Genomic DNA, 20,682 nt, shown 5'->3' with positions numbered 1-20,682 from the left:
GGTCCGTGGCGCGCCCCGCGCCCCGTCTTTGAAAAAAAACCCCCCCCCCCCCAATTTCGTGCCGGGCCCCCCCCCGTGGGGGGGGCGCCCCCACTTCTTTTTGTTTGCCCTAGTTGTCCGACCCCAGTTGTGAGCGAACGGCACTTTCGTCGCCTCAGATGCGCCGAAAGGCGCGTTCGCTCAGGGGAGGGGGACCGAATTCAGAGCGCCCGTCGCTGAAGATGCAGCGCCTCGAGGAACTGCGCCGGCAGATCCTGCTCGAGGATTTCGTCGTCAGGATGCGGTAGCGCTTTGATTTTGGCGAACTCGTCGTTGAGTCGTTCCATCTTGACGTCCAGGCGGTGTGCCGCGGCTGCAGCCTCGGTGAGTTCGTCGAGGAGTTCGACGGGAACCTCGCGGTTGTACTTGTAGTAGATCTTGTGTTCGAGGCTCGCCCAGAAATCCATCGCGATCGTGCGGATCTGAAGTTCGATCGGTACGTGCCTGACGCGGTCACTCATGAAAACCGGGACCTCGACGATCAAGTGCAAGCTCTTGTAGCCGTTGGGTTTCGGATCGGCGATGTAGTCCTCGCGCTCGATCACCCGAAGGTCCGTCTGGCTGGTGAGCATCTCGGCGATTCGGTACGTGTCGGAAATGAAGCTGCAGGTGATACGTACTCCAGCGATGTCGAAGATGTTCTTCGAGATGTCGTCGATCGTCAGCGGGACGTTCAGGCGTTGAGCCTTTCGCAGGATGCTGTCCGGTGACTTGACCCGTGACGTGACGTGTTCGATGGGGCTGTACTGATTGATGTGAGTGAACTCGTCCTTGAGGATGTTCACCTTGGTCATAAGTTCGGAGATTCCGAATTGGTACAACATCATGAAGCGGGAGAACTCGGTCCGCAGTTCGGCGAAATCGGCCCTGCTGACCCCACTGCTGTCTTCCACGTTCGGCACCCTCATCTGTTAGCTGGTGTAACCAGTCTGCCACCGATTGTGCCGTGTCCGGTTTCAGTGGGTGCGCAGTGCGGCGAGCGTCATATCCCGCAGGACTCGACGCGCGCGTGCCGGCGAAGCGGGGTTGGCGCTGTGAGGGGTCGAGTTGATCAGACCGAAGGTGGCATGCGCTTTGATTCGTGCGTCCGCCTGATCGAGTTGGGGATCGAGTTGCTCGAGCACCCCGACCCAGACCTCGACGTACTTGCGCTGCGTCTGGCGTACCTGTCGACGCGCGTCGGCCGGCAAGCTTTCGAGGTCGCGGTCCTGGATGCGGATCAGGTCCGGCTCGCCCAGTGCGAAGTCGAGGTGGAACTCCACCAGTGCGTCGAGTGCGGCGCTCGGTGAGTCCGCTGCCTCCGCTGCCGCAGAACCTCCTTCGTGCAGGCGCGTGCTGATGCCGACGAGAAGTTCCACGAGGACGGCGTCCTTGTTCGGAAAGTGCCGGTACACGGCCGGGCCGCTGATACCGACGGCCGCGCCGAGGTCTTCGAGTCGCACACTCACGAATCCGCGTTCGGCGATCAACCGTGCGGCGGCGTCCAAGAGCTGACGTCGACGGTCGGCCTTCATCTGATCGCGTCGCGTCGGAGCTGCTACCTGCTCAGAGGTCATTCTCTCGATCTTTCTTCGCTTGTGTTCTGGACAACTCAGTTAATCATAGTTAATCTAGTTTCAGTTATCGAGCATTAACTCATGGCGAAGGCGGCGGGATGACTCCCAGTGGAATCACGCAAGGATCGGGCTACCGGTCCGATCACACCGTTCTGGTGGACGAACTGAAGAAGAAACTGGCGCAAGCAGCGCTGGGTGGCAACGAGCGCTCTCGCGAGCGTCACGTGAGCAGAGGGAAGTTGCTGCCGCGAGATCGCGTCGACTCGCTGCTCGACCAGGGCAGCCCCTTCCTCGAGCTGTCCCCACTGGCGGCCAACGGCCTGTACGACGACGAGTGCCCGGGCGCCGGCGTCATCACCGGTATCGGCCGTGTGTCGGGTCGCGAGTGCGTCATCGTTGCCAACGACGCGACGGTCAAGGGCGGCACCTACTACCCGATGACGGTGAAGAAGCACCTGCGCGCGCAGGAAGTTGCGCTGCAGAACAACCTTCCCTGCATCTACCTCGTCGACTCCGGCGGCGCCTTCCTGCCGCGCCAGGACGAGGTCTTCCCGGACCGTGAGCACTTCGGCCGGATCTTCTACAACCAGGCGACCATGAGCGCCAAGGGGATTCCCCAGATCGCCGCAGTTCTCGGTTCATGCACCGCGGGAGGCGCCTACGTGCCCGCGATGAGCGACGAAGCAGTGATCGTCCGCAACCAGGGCACCATCTTCCTCGGCGGACCGCCGCTCGTGAAGGCTGCCACCGGTGAGATCGTGACGGCCGAAGAGCTCGGCGGCGGCGACCTGCACTCCAAGGTTTCCGGCGTCACCGATCACTTGGCCGAGGATGACCGCGACGCACTTCGGATCGTGCGCAACATCATTGCCACGCTCGGCCCCCGCTCCGAGCGCCCGTGGGACGTCATCTCCACGGTTCCGCCCGTCGCCGATCAGAGCGAGCTGTACGACGTCGTTCCGACTGATCCCCGTACTCCGTACGACGTGCACGAGGTCATCACCAAGCTCGTTGACGGTGGCGCGTTCCAGGAGTTCAAGGCTGAATACGGCAAGACGCTCGTCACCGGTTTCGCCCACATCGAGGGCCACCCGGTCGGCATCATCGCCAACAACGGCGTGCTCTTCGGCGAATCCGCCATGAAGGGAGCACATTTCATCGAACTGTGCGACAAGCGCAGTGTGCCGCTGCTGTTCCTGCAGAACATCGCAGGCTTCATGGTGGGACGCGACTACGAGGCCGGCGGCATCGCCAAGCACGGCGCCAAGATGGTCACGGCAGTCGCGTGTGCACGGGTCCCCAAGCTGACAGTCGTCATCGGCGGCTCGTACGGCGCCGGCAACTACTCCATGTGTGGACGCGCGTATTCACCTCGCTTCCTGTGGATGTGGCCGAACGCGCGCATCTCGGTCATGGGCGGCGAGCAGGCCGCGTCGGTGCTCTCGACGGTTCGTAGTGACCAGCTCGACAGCGCGGGTAATCCGTGGTCGGCCGAGGACGAAGAATCCTTCAAGGCGCCGATCCGCGAGCAGTACGAGGCTCAGGGCAATCCGTACTACTCCACTGCGCGGCTGTGGGATGACGGTGTCATCGATCCCGCAGATACCAGAACTGTTCTCGGCCTGGCCCTTTCGGTGTGCGCGAACGCGCCGATCGAGCCGGTCTCCTACGGCGTCTTCCGGATGTGAGCGAAATGACTGAGTTGCGCACTATCGATACTGTTCTCGTGGCCAACCGCGGTGAGATCGCGGTTCGCGTGATCCGCACGTTGCGTGAGTTGGGAATTCGCAGCGTCGCCGTCTACAGCGACGCCGACGCGAATGCTCGCCACGTCCGCGAGGCCGACACTGCCGTCAACATCGGACCGGCCGCGGCGCGTGAAAGCTACCTCGTCATCGACAAGGTCATCGACGCTGCCAAGTCCACCGGTGCTCAGGGTATTCACCCCGGTTACGGCTTCCTGTCGGAGAACTCGGCGTTCTCGGCTGCCTGTGCGGCTGCCGGAATCGCCTTCCTCGGTCCCTCCGAGCACGCCATCGAGGTGATGGGTGACAAGATCACCGCGAAGAACGCCGTTGCCGCGTTCGACGTACCGGTGGTCCCGGGTATCGCTCGCCCCAATCTGACCGACGAAGAACTGATCGCAGCGGCCGAGGCCATCGGCTACCCGGTGTTGGTCAAGCCTTCGGCCGGCGGAGGCGGCAAGGGAATGCGTCTGGTCGAGGATCCGGCCAATCTGGCCGAGGCTCTTCGCAGTGCCCGCCGTGAGGCCGCGTCGTCGTTCGGCGACGACACCCTGTTCCTCGAGCGATTCGTCCTGCGGCCCCGGCACATCGAGGTCCAGGTTCTCGCCGACCAGCACGGCAACGTCGTTCACCTCGGTGAGCGCGAATGCAGCCTGCAGCGGCGTCATCAGAAGGTCATCGAAGAGGCTCCCTCGCCGCTGCTCGATCAGGTGACCCGTGACCGGATCGGCGCGGCAGCGTGCAACACCGCTCGAAGCGTCGATTACACCGGCGCCGGCACCGTGGAGTTCATCGTCTCCGCCGACAAGCCGGACGAGTTCTTCTTCATGGAGATGAACACCCGCCTCCAGGTCGAGCATCCCGTTACCGAAATGGTGACCGGACTGGATCTGGTCGAATGGCAGGTCCGTGTGGCAGCAGGGGAGAAGTTGGCCTTCTCCCAGAGTGACATCACGCTGACCGGGCACGCCATCGAAGCTCGTGTGTACGCGGAGGATCCGGGCCGTGGATTCCTGCCGACCGGCGGCAGCGTCGTCGATCTGGTCGAGCCGTCAGGTTCCGGCGTGCGCGTCGATTCCGGACTGCTCGCGGGCACCGTCGTCGGCAGTGACTACGACCCGATGCTCAGCAAGGTCATCGCCCACGCTCCCGACCGCGCGGGCGCACTGCGCAAGCTCGATCGCGCACTCGGTGACACCGCAGTGCTCGGAGTCGTGACCAACATCGAATTCGCACGGTTCCTCCTCGCTGATCCGGATGTGATCGCGGGCAACCTCGACACCGGTCTGCTCGATCGTCGCGTCGAAGACTTTGTCGCAGCCGACGCCTCCGACGAGGTACTCATTGCTGCCGCGGCGTATCGCTGGCTCTCGCGGTGGACAACTTCGGAATCCGTTGATCCCTGGGACGTCCCGAGTGGGTGGCGCGTCGGAACTCCCGCTCCGACCAGCATCAGGCTCTCCGCCGGCACCCGAACGGCGCACGTTGCGATCGTCGGCGTTCCCGCGGATGCAAAGGTCGAGGTCGAAGGTTCACAGCCTCGCGCATTCAGCGCGACCCTGACGGGATCCGAACTGGCGGTGGTGATCGACGGACGTCGACGCACGTTTGTCGTCGCCCAGACCGATGGCGGTCTGTGGCTGGCAGGCGGCGGAACCTGGCACGTGCGCGAGGTAGCCGAAGTCAGCGTTCGCGGTGAGGACAAGCATGCCGGTGACGCCGAAATCGCCAGCCCCATGCCCGGTGCCGTCATCGCAGTCAACGTCGAGAACGGCGCGGCAGTGAGCGCGGGACAACCACTCGTCGTGGTCGAGGCCATGAAGATGGAGCACTCCTTGACGTCCCCGATCGACGGGATCGTGGAAGTGCTTGTCCGTCAGGGCGATCAGGTGATGGTGGATCAGGTTCTGGCCCGCGTGGTACCTGTCGCGGACGAAGAGACTGCAGAAGTAAAGACCGAGAACACGACGCAGAAGGAAGACGCCTGATGTCCGATTACCTTGCCACCGGAGCGCTTCCGGACGAATACCAGCAGCTCGCCAAGACGGTTGCGGATTTCGCGAAGACCGTAGTGGCACCGGTTGCTGCCGAGCACGACGCCAACCACACCTTCCCGTACGAGGTAGTGGCCGGGATGGCCGACATGGGACTGTTCGGCCTGCCGTTTCCCGAGGAGTACGGCGGAATGGGCGGCGACTACTTCGCACTCTGCCTGGCGCTCGAAGAGCTGGGCAAGGTCGACCAGAGCGTCGCGATCACTCTCGAAGCTGGTGTGTCCCTTGGTGCCATGCCGATCTACCGTTTCGGTAACGAGGCACAGAAGCAGGAGTGGCTTCCGCAGCTCACCAGCGGCAAGTCGTTGGCTGCCTTCGGCCTGACCGAACCCGGTGCGGGTAGCGACGCCGGCGGAACCAAGACCACCGCGAAGTTCGACAGCGGTGAGTGGATCATCAACGGCAACAAGCAGTTCATCACCAACTCGGGCACCGACATCACCAAGCTCGTGACGGTCACCGCGGTCACGGGTGTCAAGGACGGCGGCAAGAAGGAGATCTCGACGATCCTCGTGCCGACCACGACGCCCGGCTTCACGGCCGAACCGGCGTACAACAAAGTCGGTTGGAACGCATCCGACACCCATCCGCTCACGTTCGCCGATGTTCGTGTCCCCGAAGAGAATCTGCTCGGTGAGCGCGGCCGCGGCTACGCGAACTTCCTGCGCATCCTCGACGAAGGCCGCATCGCTATTTCCGCGTTGAGCGTCGGTGCCGCCCAGGGCTGCGTCGACGAGTCGATCAAGTACGCCAAGGAACGCGAGGCGTTCGGTCGCCCCATCGGACACAACCAGGCCATCGCGTTCAAGATCGCGCGTATGGAGGCTCGTGCCCACGTCGCACGTACCGCGTACTACGACGCGGCCGCACTCATGTTGTCGGGCAAGCCGTTCAAGAAGCAGGCGTCTATCGCCAAGCTGATTTCCTCCGAAGCTGCCATGGACAACGCCCGTGACGCCACGCAGATCCACGGCGGATACGGCTTCATGAACGAGTACGCCGTCGCGCGCCACTACCGTGACAGCAAGATCCTCGAAATCGGTGAGGGAACGACCGAGGTGCAGTTGATGCTCATCGCTCGTGAGGCAGGGCTGTGACGAACCCCAAGAAGATCACTCAGCGCGGGCTCTGGTTCGAGGAGTTCGAGGTCGGCGCGATCTACGAGCATCGCCCAGGCCGGACGGTGACCGAGGCTGACAACGTCCTGTTCACGACTTTGACCATGAACACGCAGGCGTTGCATCTCGATGCCGCGTACAGCGAGGACACTCAATTCGGTGTGCGGCTGGTCAATTCGATGTTCACCCTGTCGACCATCGTCGGCCTGTCCGTCGCGCAGTTGACGCAGGGCACCATCGTGGCGAACCTCGGTTTCTCCGAGATCAGCTTCCCGAAGCCGCTCTTTCACGGCGACACCTTGTATGCCGAGACGCTCATCGCGGACAAGCGCGAATCGAAGAGCCGTCAAGGTGAAGGCATCGTGACGCTCGTGCACACCGGGCGTAACCAGCACGGTGACGTCGTCGCACTGGCCACGCGCAAGACACTGGTGCAACTGCGTCCGGCAGAGGTGTCCTCATGACGTGGACACCGCCGGGGCCGGCGTGGTTGTTCTGCCCGGCGGATCGTCCCGAGCGCTATGCGAAGGCCGCGGCTGTTGCCGACGTCGTGATCCTCGATCTCGAAGACGGTGTGGCTCCGGCCGACAAGGAAGCCGCACGTGCAGCCCTGATCGACACGCCTCTCGATCCGGAGCGGACGGTCGTGCGCGTCAATCCGGTCGGTACACCTGATCACGAACTCGATCTGATCGCGCTGGACGGCACACACTATTCGCGTCTCATGCTGTCCAAGTGCGAATCGGCCGAGGACGTCCTCTCGCTCGCACCGGCGGACGTGGTTGCGCTCGTCGAGTCCCCGCGAGGAGCCCTCGCCGTGGCCGACATCGCGCTTGCTGCGAACGCCATCGGTGTCATGTGGGGAGCCGAGGATCTTGTGGCCGGTCTCGGCGGTAATTCGAGCAGGCACCCGAACGGTTCGTACCGCGACGTTGCCAAGCACGTCCGATCGACGTCTCTCCTGGCTGCGAAGAGCTACGGCCGGTTGGCTGTCGATTCCGTTTATCTCGACATCAAGGACCTCGTAGGCCTGGGCGTCGAGTCCGCTGATGCTGTCGCAGTCGGCTTCGACGTGAAGGTTGCGATCCACCCGAGTCAGGTCGAGGTCATCCGCGGGGCCTTCGCACCTTCGGAAAAAGAGATCGACTGGGCCACACGAGTGCTTGCCGCGGTGTCTACTGAACGTGGTGTGTTCGCGTTCGAGGGCAAGATGGTCGACGCTCCCGTTCTCCGTCACGCCGAGAAGCTTCTTCACCGAGCCGGAATCTTTCAGCAGAAGGAGAACTAACGGATGAGCAAAGTCGTGAATACGGCAGCTGAGGCAGTTGCCGACATCGCGAGCGGATCCAGGCTCGCAGTGGGCGGCTTCGGGCTGTGCGGTATTCCCGACGCACTGATCGCGGCGATCGCCGACGGCGACGCCACCGATCTCGAGGTGTTCTCCAACAACTGCGGTGTCGACGACTACGGTCTCGGCATTCTGCTCGGCGCGCACCGGATCGCCAGGGTGACGGCGTCGTATGTGGGGGAGAACAAGGAGTTCGCGCGCCAGTATCTCGCCGGTGAGCTCGAAGTGGAGTTGACGCCGCAGGGGACGCTGGCCGAGCGGCTGCGAGCTGGCGGTACCGGCATCCCGGCGTTCTACACTCCGGCCGGCGTCGGCACCCCGATCGCCGAGGGCGGCTTGCCGTGGCGATACAACCCGGACGGTTCGATCGCCGTGGCGTCGCCACCGAAGGCGACGGCAGTGTTCGGTGGCCGCACGTATGTATTGGAAGAGGCGATCACCGCTGACTTCGCGCTCGTGCACGCGGACTACGGCGACACCGAAGGAAATCTCGTCTTCAACAAGACGGCGATGAACTTCAACCCGCTTGCTGCCATGGCCGGCCGGATCACCATCGCGCAGGTGGAGAACCTCGTCGAGCCGGGCGACATCGACCCCGCACACGTGCACCTACCTGGAGTGTTCGTCGCGCGGGTCGTGCACACAGGCCCACAGGAGAAGCGGATCGAGAAGCGGACCGTCTCAGGAGGCACCAAGTGACCAGTGCAGAGGAAACCCGTATCGGTTGGACTCGCCACGAGATGGCCGCTCGCGCTGCCGCCGAGATGCGGTCGGGGGAGTACGTCAACCTCGGCATCGGCCTGCCGACTCTGATCCCCAGTTACCTGCCCGAGGGCGTCAAGGTGGTCCTCCACAGCGAGAACGGCATCCTCGGTACCGGACCGTATCCGACCGATGATCAGGTCGATGCCGACCTCATCAATGCCGGTAAAGAAACCGTCACCGTCAATTCAGGCGCCGCGTTCTTCGACTCGGCTCTCTCCTTCGGCATGATCCGCGGTGGTCACATCGACACCGCGGTGCTCGGCGGGATGCAGGTGTCGAAGACCGGTGACCTTGCCAACTGGATGGTGCCGGGCAAGATGGTGAAGGGTATGGGCGGGGCGATGGATCTGGTCCACGGTGCCCGCCGCGTCATCGTCGTGATGGAGCACACCGACCGCGACGGCAATCCCAAGATCGTCGAGGCCTGCACGCTGCCGCTTACCGGTCAGAGCGTCGTCAACCGGATCATCACCGACCTGGCAGTGCTGGACGTCACCGCGGACGGGCTGCAGCTTGTGGAGCTGGCTCCAGGGGTCAGCAGCGAGCACCTGAAGAGTGTGACTGGTGTGGGCTTTTCCTGAAGCTTCGTACCGTAAATCGAAGAACGCGCCGACCGCTGGTCGGCGCGTTCTTTCGTCGGTCTGTCGGCGAGTACCGATAGTCTCGATCAGCGACTGTCGAATCTTGTTCGAGCTCAGACACCCAGTACCCGGCGGCCCTGTAAATTGTCCGAGGTGACTGATGTGGATTGGGGTGTAGATCGTCGGTTGCAATTGATTGTCCCAGGGGGAGAGGTGTCGCGCGCCGCGTCTGAACGGTGCGTTTCGGCAATGCGATCGGGGGGTAGATGAGCTGGGCGATTTGTAACGAATTGCAACAAAACCGTCGATACACCGGGGTATGGATTTCTCTTGTCACCTATGTATCGGAGACAATGGGTGGTTCTGGCTCGTCGAGGTTGGATGAGGTCGGTAGCTGCTGCGAATCGGACGTTCGGCTCGCACGGGTGCGCAATGGTGTGGAAGAGAGGCTGTGGGCGTGAATTCGCTGGGTAACGGAGAACTGGGGAGCGGCAAGCCGGAGGTCGGCAGCTCGCCGGAAGACGTTCAGCGATCCGACGCATTCCCGCTTTCCGCGGCCCAGCTCGGTATGTGGTTCGCGCAACACCTCGATCCCGCCGTTCCGGTCAACATCGCTCAGTACGTCGAACTCCGTGGTGCTCTGGAACTTGACGCCCTTCGGCAGGCCTGCGCAGACGCCGGTCGCGAAATCGGGTCGGCCTTCGTCCGGATCTTCGAGATCGACGCCCAGCCTTACCAGATCATCGACCCCGCACTCGATGATTCGGTCGGTTACGTCGACCTTCGTAGTGAAGACGACTCGCACGACGCTGCCATGCGGTGGATGCGAGCAGATCGCAGCCGGCCGATCGACATGCTCACGGACCGCTTGATCTCTGCCACGATCCTGCGGCTCGGCGAGAATCGCTACTACTGGTACACACGGGTCCATCACACAATTCTCGACGGTTTCGGTGCGTCGACGTTCGTCACTCGTGTGGCGGAGCTGTACTCGGCGCGCGTGGAGGGCCGGGATCCGGAGCCGAGTGAGGCCTCCGATCTCCGGAACGTCTACGAGGTGGACAACAAGTACCGCCAGTCGAGTCGTTTCGAAACCGATCGCAAGTACTGGGCAGACAAGATCGAGAATCTCGACGAGATCTCGAGCCTCGCGGGTCGAAGTGCCGCGCCGGCTCCAGTCAGTCGGATCGACAGTGCAGCGCTGTCCAACCACGTCGAGGCTCTGCTCGGGCGGTTCCTCGAGCGCATCGAGAAGACCACTGTTGCCGGCACTGTCGTCGCGGCGTTTGCGGCGTACCTCGCTCAGATGACCGGACGAGAGGACGTGTCGCTGAGTCTGCCCGTTTCCGGTCGAACAACAGCCGTGCTGCGTCGATCCGGAGGCATGGTCTCCAACGTCGTGCCGCTGCGCCTGACCGTCACCGCGGACACCACCGTCCAGGAGCTTCTGGACGATGTCAGGAACGAAATGTCCGGCGCACTGCGCCACCAGCGATACCGACACGAGGACATGGTTCGCGGCGGGGACGGGCCGGGCCGGGGCGGATTCTTCGGCCCCTGGATCAACATCATGATGTTTTCCACCGAGTTGGCGTTCGGGCCCCTCGTCGGCGAACTTCACATCTTGTCCACGGGTTTGATCGAAGACCTCGGTGTCAACCTGTATCAGAGCGTCGGCGATACCCGCACACACATCGACTTCGAGTCGAATCCCAATCTGTATGCGCCCGCGGACGCCCAGCGAAATCACTCGCGGTTCGTGGAGTTTCTCGAGAAGTTCGTCTCGGCCGAAACGAGCCGCAAGGTCTGGGATCTTCCTGTCGCAACCGACGAGGAGCGAAACAAGGTTGCCTTGTGGAACCGCACCGGCTTCCACGTTGCCTCGCAGACCATCACCGAAGCATTCGAGCGTCAGGTCGAGAGAACTCCCGATGCCACCGCTGTCGTTTTCGAAGGCGCCAGCCTCACGTACGCCGAATTCGACTCTCGCGCAAATGGTTTGGCTCGTCAACTCATCGCCATGGGTGTTGGGCCCGAATCGCTTGTAGGACTGTCGATCCGCAGGTCTTTGGACTTGATGGTCGGTCTGTACGCGATTGCCAAGGCCGGCGGAGCCTGGGTACCGGTGGATCCCGACCACCCAGCCGACCGCACCGCCTACATTCTCGAGTCGGCGCAGCCCACGTGTGTTGTGACCACTGCGCGGGACGACGTGGATCTGCCCTCGGGCACACGGGTCATCGAGATCGACACACTGGACTATGGGCAGCTCGACAGCAGACCGATCGTCAACGCGGATCGCCTGTCTCCCTTGCATTTCTCGAACACTGCGTACGTGATCTACACCTCGGGTTCGACCGGTCGACCCAAGGGTGTCGCGGTCACTCACGCGGCGATCAACAATCAGCTTCAGTGGATGAACGCCGAGTACGGGCTTTCGGCGTCGGACATTTACCTGCAGAAGACCGCTACGACATTCGACGTGTCGCTGTGGGGATTTTTCATGCCGTTGCAGGTCGGCGCCACGCTCGTCGTCGCGACTCCGGACGGTCATCGCGACCCGATCTACGTGGCGAACAAGATCGCGGAGCTCGGCGTCACGATCACCGACTTCGTGCCATCCATGCTCACGCTGTTCACTGCGAATGCACCTGCCGGATCTTGTGATTCGTTGCGCCACGTGTTCGTCATCGGCGAGGCGCTCCCGCCCGAGACGTCTTCCGCCTTCCGCGAACTCTGTGGAGCCGGACTGCACAACCTGTACGGTCCGACCGAAGCCGCGGTATCGGTCACGTACTACGAGGCCGTGGCCACGGATACTACTTCCGTGCCGATCGGTATGCCGCAGTGGAACACTCAGGCGCACGTACTGGACGGACAACTTCGCCCGACCCCCATCGGGCAGCCGGGTGAGCTCTATCTCGCCGGCGTTCAACTCGCGCGCGGATACGTTGGTCGACCGGACCTGAGCTCGGATCGGTTCGTAGCCAATCCGTACGGCACGGCCGGTGAGCGTATGTACCGGACCGGCGACCTCGTTCGTCGCCGTGAGGACGGAAATCTCGACTACATCGGGCGTACAGACTTCCAGGTGAAGTTCCGCGGGCAGCGCATCGAACTCGGCGAGATCGAGACCGTCCTTCTGGCGCACCCCGACGTTTCGCAGGCTGTCGTTTTGGTGACCGTCACCCCGACCGGTGATCAATTGGTCGGCTACGTCGTGCCGGGTCCAGGCCGAAACATCGATGCTGCGGTGCTCAGTGAGTTCGCCGGCCGAAGCCTCCCGTCGTACATGGTTCCGGCCGCGTTGATGGTGCTCGATGCGTTGCCGCTCAACACGAGTGGCAAATTGGATCGTGCCGGGTTGCCCGAGCCGGTGTTCGCGAGTGCGAAGCAGTACCGCGAGCCCCGCACCGAAATCGAACGCATCGTGGCGGACGTGTTTGCCGACGTTCTCGGTGTCGAGCGCGTCGGTATCGATGACGACTTCTTCGAGCTCGGTGGAAACTCTCTGGTTGCAACACAATTAGTGACGCGAGTGGGTTCGGCATTGGGAGTGCAACTCGGCGTTCGAGAGCTCTTCGAATCCACCACGGTCGCCACCCTGGCGGCCCGCGCCGAGTCGGTGGCGGGCAACGCCAGGCAGCTCACCCCGCTGATCGCCAAGCCTCGTCCCGAGGTCGTCCCGCTCTCGCTTGCGCAGCAGCGCATGTGGTTCATCAACCGTCTCGATCCGTCGACGCCCGCCTACAATCTTCCGTTCACGGTCCGGCTCACCGGTTCGGTGGACCCGTCCGCCCTGCATGCCGCGGTGATGGATCTTCTCGAGCGACACGAGTCCTTGCGGACGATCTACCCTGATGTCGACGGAACCGCGCAACAGCTGGTTCTGCCGGTCGACCGGGCCGCGGTGGAGTTGAATCCGGTCAAGATTCGGAATTCGCATCTCGACGCGGCGCTGTTCGACGTGGCGTCTCGCGGCTTCGACGTGACGCTCGAAATCCCGGTACGGGTTGCCCTCTTCGAGGTGTCTCCGACGGACTACGTCCTGGTGATGGTTCTCCATCACATCGCTGCAGACGGACTGTCGTTCCGTCCGCTCGCACGTGACCTTCTCGTCGCCTACTCGGCGCGAAGTGAGAAGTCTGCGCCGGCGTGGACGCCGCTGCCAATTCAGTACGCCGACTACGCCCTGTGGCAGCGCGAAGCACTGGGATCCGACGAAGACCCGCGCTCGGAGTCGTCTCGCCAGATAAACTTCTGGCGCCGGGCACTTGCCGATCTGCCGGATCAGTTGGATCTGCCGACCGACCGACCTCGTCCTGCCATCGCGTCCAATCACGGCGCCAAGCACCATTTTCAGATCAGCGAACGCACGACGCGCAAGTTGAACGAGTTGGCGCGCTCGAGGAGCGTCTCGCTGTTCATGGTGTTGCAGGCGGCATATGCAACGCTGTTGAGCCGGCTCAGTGGTACCTCCGACATCGCGATCGGTGCCCCGATCGGTGGGCGAGGCGATCAAGCGCTCAACGACGTGATCGGCATGTTCGTGAACACCCTGGTGCTTCGCACCGAGGTCGATCCGAACGAACGATTCGAAGAGTTGCTCGCTCGGGTAAGGGAATCGGGCTTGTCTGCCTACGGGCATGCCGATGTGCCGTTCGAGCGGTTGGTCGAAGTTCTGAGTCCGGCGCGTTCGCAGGCTCGACACCCGCTGTTCCAGGTTGCGCTCACTGCGGAGATCAGTGGACGACGCGAACTGGAATTCTCAGGTGTCAAAGCAGTTGCAGCTGAATTGGAAGTACCGGTCGCCAAATTCGATCTCGAGCTCATGGTGTCCGAGAATCCTGAAGGCAGCGAAGACTCGGACGTCTTGAGCGCCACCTTCACCTATGCCACGGACCTGTTCGATCCGGCCACGGTGAACACTTTCGCTACTCGGTTCGTGCGCATCCTCGATGCCGTGGCTACCCGACCTGAAACGATCGTCGGCGATATCGACCTGCTCTCACGCTCCGAGCGCACCGATCTGACGGTCGTAGCCGCGGATGACACGATGCCCCGGCAGAGTCTCGTCGACATCTTCCTGTCCGGCACGGCTGAGGCGGATTCGGTTGCTGTGCGCTTCGAGGGTCGATCGATCACCTATCGAGAGCTCGATGAGCAGTCGTCGAAGCTCGCACGGGTTCTGATCGGACGTGGCGCCGGCCCCGAGACCATTGTTGCTCTCGCCTTTCCTCGCTCGTACGAGATGGTCTGTGCAGTATGGGCGGTGGCGAAGTCAGGGGCGGCATACGTCCCAGTCGACCCGAGTTATCCGGAAGATCGTGTCCGGCACATGCTGGCCGATTCTTCGGCCGCGATGGGACTCACGTCGGGACAGTTCGTAGATCAGCTTCCTGCGGTCACAGAATGGTTGGTCCTTGACGGCCAGGCGCTGAACGGAGAACTGTCGGCGCAATCTTCAGCGCCGGTCACGGACGAGGACCGAATCGCTCCGATTCACAGTTCTCACGTTGCATATGTCATTTACACATCCGGTTCCACGGGAAAACCGAAGGGTGTCAGCGTCACTCACGGTGGACTCCGTGGGGTCAGAGACGCAGCACAGCGTCGCTACGAGGTAGAACAGTCCTCGCGCTTCCTCCATATCTGTTCACCGAGCTTCGACCCGTCGGTACTCGAATGGATGGTCGCCTTCTCCGCGGGTGCAACTTTGGTGATCGTTCCGTCGACAATTATCGGTGGACACGAGTTGTCGGATCTTCTTCATTCCGAGAAGGTCACACACGCGATCATCACTCCCGCAGTACTCGGGACCATGGAGCCGGCAGAGCTGCCTGAATTGCGAGTCGTCTCCGTCGGCGGTGACGTGACCACTCCCGAGTTGCTGGCGAAATGGGCCCCAGGGCGCGCCTACTTCAATGGGTATGGTCCGACCGAGACCACTATCATCTCGTCGTTCGGCGATCTCGCGATCGGCCGATCGATCGACATCGGGCGTCCCGTCGAGGGCATGTCGGCACTGGTACTCGACGAGCGTCTGCATCCTGTTCCAGTCGGTACCAGGGGAGAGCTCTACTTTGCGGGCGCTGCATTGGCTCGCGGCTACCATGAGCGGCGAGGCCTTTCTGCGGAACGGTTTGTCGCCAACCCGTATTCGCCGGATGGCGAGCGAATGTACCGGACCGGCGATGTCGTGCGCTGGACCGGCGGAGACGCGCGCGGTGACGCGGGGGTTCTCGAATACGTCGGCCGCAGTGACTTCCAAGTCAAGGTTCGCGGATTCCGTATCGAACTCGGTGAGATCGACGCAGTTCTGTCCTCGCACGAGTCTGTGCGCTTCGCGGTGACGGTCGGAAGCGAAGGCGCGGCGGGTGCCACAACCCTCGTTTCCTACGTCGAACTGGCTGACGGGTCGAGTTTCGATCGGGACGTGCTCGCCTCGTTCGTGGCGGAGGCTCTGCCGAGCTACATGGTTCCGTCCGTCATCATGGAACTCGCTGAGGTTCCGTTGACCCCGGTGGGCAAATTGGATCGCCGGGCTTTGCCGGAGCCTGTTTTCGAGGTCCGCGAGTTTCGTGCACCCACCACGCCGGTGGAAGAGATTGTCGCGCAGGTGATTGCGGATGTTCTCGGAGTGGAACGAGTCGGCCTCGACGACGACTTCTTTGAACTCGGTGGCAACTCCCTGGTGGCTACTCAGGTCACCTCCCGATTGGGGCGGGCGCTCGACACTACGGTGCCGGTGCGAACGCTGTTCGACGTTTCCACCGTCGAGGCGCTCGCCGCACACATCGAGTCGCACGTAGGTAGCGGCGGGCAGAAGGCGCTCGTCGCACAGGTGCGTCCCGCGGAAATTCCGTTGTCGCTGGCGCAGCAGCGCATGTGGTTCCTGAACCGCTTCGACACCGACTCAGCTGCTTACAACATCACTTTTGCTCTGCACCTGACTGGTCATCTCGATACTGCCGCGATGGAAATGGCGCTGGAGGACGTACTGGCCCGGCATGAGGTGCTCCGAACGGTATATCCGGACGGGGCTTCCGGACCGAAGCAGTCGATTCTGTCGCTCTCGGAGGCGTTCGGCGGGCTGACCGTGGAGTCGGTTTCGGATCAGGACGAGCTCGAAAGTCGAGTCGCTGCAATCGGATCCTCAGCGATCGACGTCACCGTCGACGTGCCGATCCGTGTCCGCCTGTTGACGGTCAGCGACACCGAGCACACCCTTGCGATCGTGGTTCATCACATCGCCGCTGACGGTTGGTCGATGGCGCCCCTGGCTCGCGATGTCATGATTGCCTACTCGGCACGCAAGGATGGGACCGCGCCGGCGTGGCAGCCGTTGACTGTGCAGTACGCCGACTATTCGTTGTGGCAGCGTGAGGTTCTGGGGTCGGAAGACGACTCGGAATCACTGATCTCGCAGCAGATCTCGTACTGGACCGAGACTCTGGCAGACCTACCGGATGTGATCGAGCTTCCGTCGGACCGGTCTCGGCCTGATGTGGCGTCGATGCGCGGCGAGCGATTCGCGTTCGAGATCTCCGGGGATGTGCACCGTCGATTGGACGCGCTGGCACGGGAGAACAACGCGACGCTCTTCATGGCGTTGCACTCGGCGCTTGCCGTTCTGATGGCCCGACTGAGCGGAACCTCGGACATCGCCGTGGGCACTCCCGTTGCCGGTCGTGGCGACGAGGCGCTCGACGATCTCGTCGGCATGTTCGTCAACACGCTTGTTCTGCGGACCGAGGTCGACCCGGCCCAGGCATTCACGGATCTGCTGGCTGCGGCGAGTGATTCTGCGCTCGGAGCGTTCGCTCACTCGGACGTGCCCTTCGAGCGGTTGGTGGACGTCTTGGCTCCCGCCCGGTCGCAGGCCAGACATCCGCTGTTCCAGGTCGTGCTGTCCTTGCAGAATCTCGCGCAAACGGCATTGGAACTGCCGGGACTGGCGATCAAGGCCGCCGAAATCGACACGACCACTGCCAAGTTCGACCTCGAACTCGCAGTAACCGAGTCGATCGGCGAAGACGGGATCCAGCAAGGGCTCTCGGCCGAATTCACGTTTGCTGCAGATCTGTTCGACGTTTCGACGGTCGAAGGGTTTGCTCGGCGTCTGGTTCGTATCCTCGAGACCGTCGTGTCGGTTCCTTCGATTGTCGTCGGTGACATCGATATTCTCGATGCGGCCGAGCGGGGTGTGCTGGCCGATGTTCATGGAGGTCAGTCGGTCTCGGGAACCCTGGTCGAGATTCTCACAGCGGCGGCCGCTGTGGATCCGTCGGCGGATGCGATTCGCTTCGACGGTCAGTCGATCAGCTACCACGAACTCGACGAGCGGTCGTCGCAACTCGCTCGTGTTCTGATTGCGAAGGGCGTCGGGCCGGAGGATCGGGTCGCGATCGCGATTCCGCGTTCGGCCGATTCGGTTCTCGCTCTGTGGGCAGTGGCGAAAACGGGTGCTGCGTTCGTACCAGTCGACCCGACGTATCCGGTTGACCGTATCGCCCATATGATCTCCGATTCCGGTGCGGTGCTGGGTCTTGCGCTCAGTGACGTCGAGGCAGGATTGCCGTCGGCGTTGACGTGGGTTGTTCTCGACGACGAGAAGACAGTGGCGGCGTGCGCGGCAGAATCCTGCGCGCCGGTGAGTGATTCGGATCGACGTAGTGCGATCGACGAGCGGCAGCCTGCGTACGTCATCTACACGTCCGGCACCACAGGTCTGCCCAAGGGCGTTGTGGTCACCAACGCCGGTGTGGCGAACTTCTGCGCCGAGCAGGTCGAGCGCTATGCGCTGACCGCGGATGCTCGGACGCTGCATTTCGCCTCGCCGAGTTTCGATGCGTCTGTCCTCGAGTTGCTGATGGCATTCGGCTCCGCGTCGACGATGGTGATTGCGCCGACGACGGTGTACGGCGGCGCGGAATTGGCCGAGATCTTGCGCTCGGAGGGCGTGACGCATGCGTTCGTGACGCCCGCTGCGCTGGCATCAGTGGATCCGAGCGGGCTCGACGCGTTGCGGGTGGTTGTCGTCGGTGGCGAAGCCAGTTCGCGTTCTCTCGTTGCCAAGTGGGCGGTGCCGCTTCCGGATGGCGGTGTGCGTGGATTCTTCAATGCGTACGGTCCGACGGAGTCGACAGTCGCCTCGAACATCAGCGATACGCTGACCGCGTTTGATCGTATGAACATCGGCGGCCCGATTCGGGGAATGGCCGCGCGGATCTTGGACGGCCGCTTGCAGCCCGTTCCGGTTGGTGTCGCAGGTGAGTTGTACGTGTCGGGTGTTCAGGTCGCACGTGGATACCTGGGACAGCCGGCATTGACAGCGGGTCGTTTTGTCGCAGACCCGTTCGGGGCGCCGGGAGAGCGGTTGTACCGCACGGGTGACGTGGTCCGGTGGATCGACGGTGGCGCAGTGGAGTACGTGGGCCGCAGTGACTTCCAGGTCAAGATCCGTGGGTTCCGTATCGAACTCGGCGAGATCGAGGCCGCGCTGACCCGTTGCGCGGGCGTTGCGCAAGCTGTTGCTCTCGTTCGTTCCGACGATCACTTCGGAGATCGTCTCGTTGCATACGTCGTGCCGCAGGCCGGCGCCGAGGTGGATCCCGCACAGGTCATCGAGTCGGTGTCGACGTTCCTGACCGGCTACATGGTCCCCGACTCGGTACTGGTACTCGATTCGATTCCGTTGACCACCGCGGGCAAGACGGACATCAAGGCTCTGCCCTCGCCCGTGTTCGAGTCCAAGGTGTACCAGGCGCCGATCACGACCGTCGAAGAGACTGTCGCGCAGGTGTTCTCCGAAGTTCTCGGAGTCGCACAGGTTGGCCGCGACGACGATTTCTTCGAACTCGGCGGCAACTCGTTGATCGCGACCCGTGTCGCCGCTCGGCTGGGAGAGGCGCTCGACACAAGCGTTCCGGTTCGTGCGCTCTTCGAAGCGTCGACCGTGCAGTCACTCGCCGTCCGGCTCGAGCTGCACGCCGGTTCGGGCGCCACCGCCCCACTGGTGCAGCAGCCCCGGCCAGCTCGGATCCCACTTTCGTTGGCGCAGCAGCGCATGTGGTTCCTGAACAGGTTCGAACCCGCGTCGGCAGTGAACAACGTCCCGGCGGCGATCAGGATTTCGGGCGCCCTCGATGTGGCAGCTCTTGACGCCGCCGTGATCGATGTCGTGGGCCGACACGAATCACTGCGAACTGTGTATCCAGACGTCGACGGCGTCGGCTATCAGGACGTCCTCGACGTCCAAGACGTTGTCGTCGACCTCAGCCCCGTGTCGATCACGGAAGATCGCCTGGCTGCGGGCGTCGCCGAGCTGGCGACAGTCGGCTTCGACGTGACGTCCGAAGTCCCGTTGCGCGCCAAGCTTTTCAAAGTCGGCGACAGCGAATACGTCCTGGTGTTCGTCGTGCATCACATCTCGACCGACGGTTTCTCGATGGGTCCGTTGACCCGTGACGTGATGGTTGCCTACGAAGCACGTACACGAGCGTCGGTGCCGGCTTGGACGCCGTTGCCGGTGCAGTACGCCGATTACTCGTTGTGGCAGCGTGAGGTTCTCGGGTCCGAGGACGATCCGCGGTCCGTGATCGCGAAGCAGATTGCGTTCTGGTCGGATGCGTTGGCTGATCTTCCGGAGCAGTTGGATCTGCCTGGTGATCGTCCGCGTCCCGAGGTCGCTTCAGGGCGCGGAGCCGAGGTCGAGTTCGATATCGACGCCACCCTGCACGAAGCTGTCAATTCGATTGCGCACAGCAGTAACTCGACACCGTTCATGGTTGTTCACGCAGCGCTCGCCGTCGTACTTTCTCGTTTGTCCGCAACGACCGACATCGCGATCGGTACACCGATCGCGGGTCGCGGTGAGGCGCAGCTCGACGATCTGATCGGTATGTTCGTCAACACTTTGGTGTTGCGCACCGAGGTTGATCCGTCGATGTCGTTCACGGATCTGTTGGCTTCGGCGCGTGAGGTGGATTTGCAGGCGTTCGCGCATGCGGATGTTCCGTTCGAGCGTGTGGTGGAGGTTCTCGATCCGGTTCGTTCGCAGGCTCGTCATCCGTTGTTCCAGGTGGCGTTGACGTTCCAGAACCACGAACAGACAACGCTCGAACTGGGCGACCTCGAAGTGTCGATCGAAAGTGCCGATCTTGCGCTGGCGAAATTCGACCTCCAGTTGACCCTGACCGAACGAACCGACGAGGCCGGCGCACCCGCCGGAATGTCCGCCTCTTTGACGTATGCGACGGATCTGTTCGACGAGTCGACCGTTGTGGAATTCGGTGATCGGCTGGTAAGGACCTTCCGTGCGGTGACTGCTGATCCCACCGTAGCGGTGGGTGACGTTGACATCTTGGTCGATGGAGAACGAAACCTGCTGTCCCGCTTCAGTGCCGGCCAGATCGATCATGGTGTGGATTCGACGTTGTCGGCGTGGTTCGATGATGCTGCTGCGCGGTTTGGT

Annotated in this window: 10 protein-coding genes; 8 read left to right on the top strand and 2 right to left on the bottom strand. The window is 62.7% G+C overall.

The window, feature by feature from the left end:
- Positions 1-200: 200 nt before the first annotated feature.
- Entirely contained in the window at positions 201-947 is a 747-nt protein-coding gene (locus M1L53_RS32145) for a GTP pyrophosphokinase family protein (RefSeq protein ID WP_024487832.1), read from the bottom strand.
- 48 nt (positions 948-995) lie between these two features.
- Positions 996-1,595, bottom strand: a complete 600-nt coding sequence (locus tag M1L53_RS32140; RefSeq protein WP_003941968.1) for a TetR/AcrR family transcriptional regulator — start codon at positions 1,593-1,595, stop codon at positions 996-998.
- A 98-nt stretch (positions 1,596-1,693) separates the two neighbouring features.
- Here M1L53_RS32140 and M1L53_RS32135 point away from each other — a divergent pair, with 98 nt between their 5' ends.
- The 8 genes from M1L53_RS32135 to M1L53_RS32100 all read left to right on the top strand — a co-directional run.
- Positions 1,694-3,283 (top strand): carboxyl transferase domain-containing protein, encoded by a 1,590-nt coding sequence (locus tag M1L53_RS32135; RefSeq protein ID WP_042453308.1) that lies wholly within the window; start codon positions 1,694-1,696, stop codon positions 3,281-3,283.
- Positions 3,284-3,288: 5 nt separating this feature from the next.
- On the top strand, positions 3,289-5,328 hold the full coding sequence (locus M1L53_RS32130; RefSeq protein ID WP_054186898.1) for an acetyl/propionyl/methylcrotonyl-CoA carboxylase subunit alpha: 2,040 nt from the start codon (positions 3,289-3,291) through the stop codon (positions 5,326-5,328).
- The gene (locus tag M1L53_RS32125) at positions 5,328-6,491 is read left to right on the top strand and encodes an acyl-CoA dehydrogenase family protein (RefSeq protein ID WP_007730190.1); all 1,164 of its coding nucleotides are present in this window, start codon (positions 5,328-5,330) and stop codon (positions 6,489-6,491) included. The genes M1L53_RS32130 and M1L53_RS32125 overlap by 1 nt, the downstream gene beginning before the upstream one ends.
- The gene (locus M1L53_RS32120) at positions 6,488-6,976 is read left to right on the top strand and encodes a MaoC family dehydratase (RefSeq protein WP_054186882.1); all 489 of its coding nucleotides are present in this window, start codon (positions 6,488-6,490) and stop codon (positions 6,974-6,976) included. Before M1L53_RS32125 ends, M1L53_RS32120 begins: the two co-directional genes overlap by 4 nt.
- On the top strand, positions 6,973-7,800 hold the full coding sequence (locus M1L53_RS32115; protein WP_003942031.1) for a CoA ester lyase: 828 nt from the start codon (positions 6,973-6,975) through the stop codon (positions 7,798-7,800). Before M1L53_RS32120 ends, M1L53_RS32115 begins: the two co-directional genes overlap by 4 nt.
- Before the next feature lie 3 nt (positions 7,801-7,803).
- Positions 7,804-8,559 (top strand): CoA transferase subunit A, encoded by a 756-nt coding sequence (locus M1L53_RS32110; RefSeq protein ID WP_007730192.1) that lies wholly within the window; start codon positions 7,804-7,806, stop codon positions 8,557-8,559.
- Between the two features lie 41 nt (positions 8,560-8,600).
- Positions 8,601-9,206, top strand: a complete 606-nt coding sequence (locus tag M1L53_RS32105; protein ID WP_185744501.1) for a 3-oxoacid CoA-transferase subunit B — start codon at positions 8,601-8,603, stop codon at positions 9,204-9,206.
- A gap of 457 nt (positions 9,207-9,663) precedes the next feature.
- Positions 9,664-20,682: non-ribosomal peptide synthetase (locus M1L53_RS32100; RefSeq protein ID WP_261949446.1), on the top strand; the 11,019-nt coding region annotated here is incomplete at its 3' end.

Source organism: Rhodococcus sp. T9N (genome assembly GCF_024436645.1).
Lineage (GTDB): Bacteria > Actinomycetota > Actinomycetes > Mycobacteriales > Mycobacteriaceae > Rhodococcus_F > Rhodococcus_F qingshengii.
This window is presented reverse-complemented; position numbering and strand designations above follow the sequence as displayed.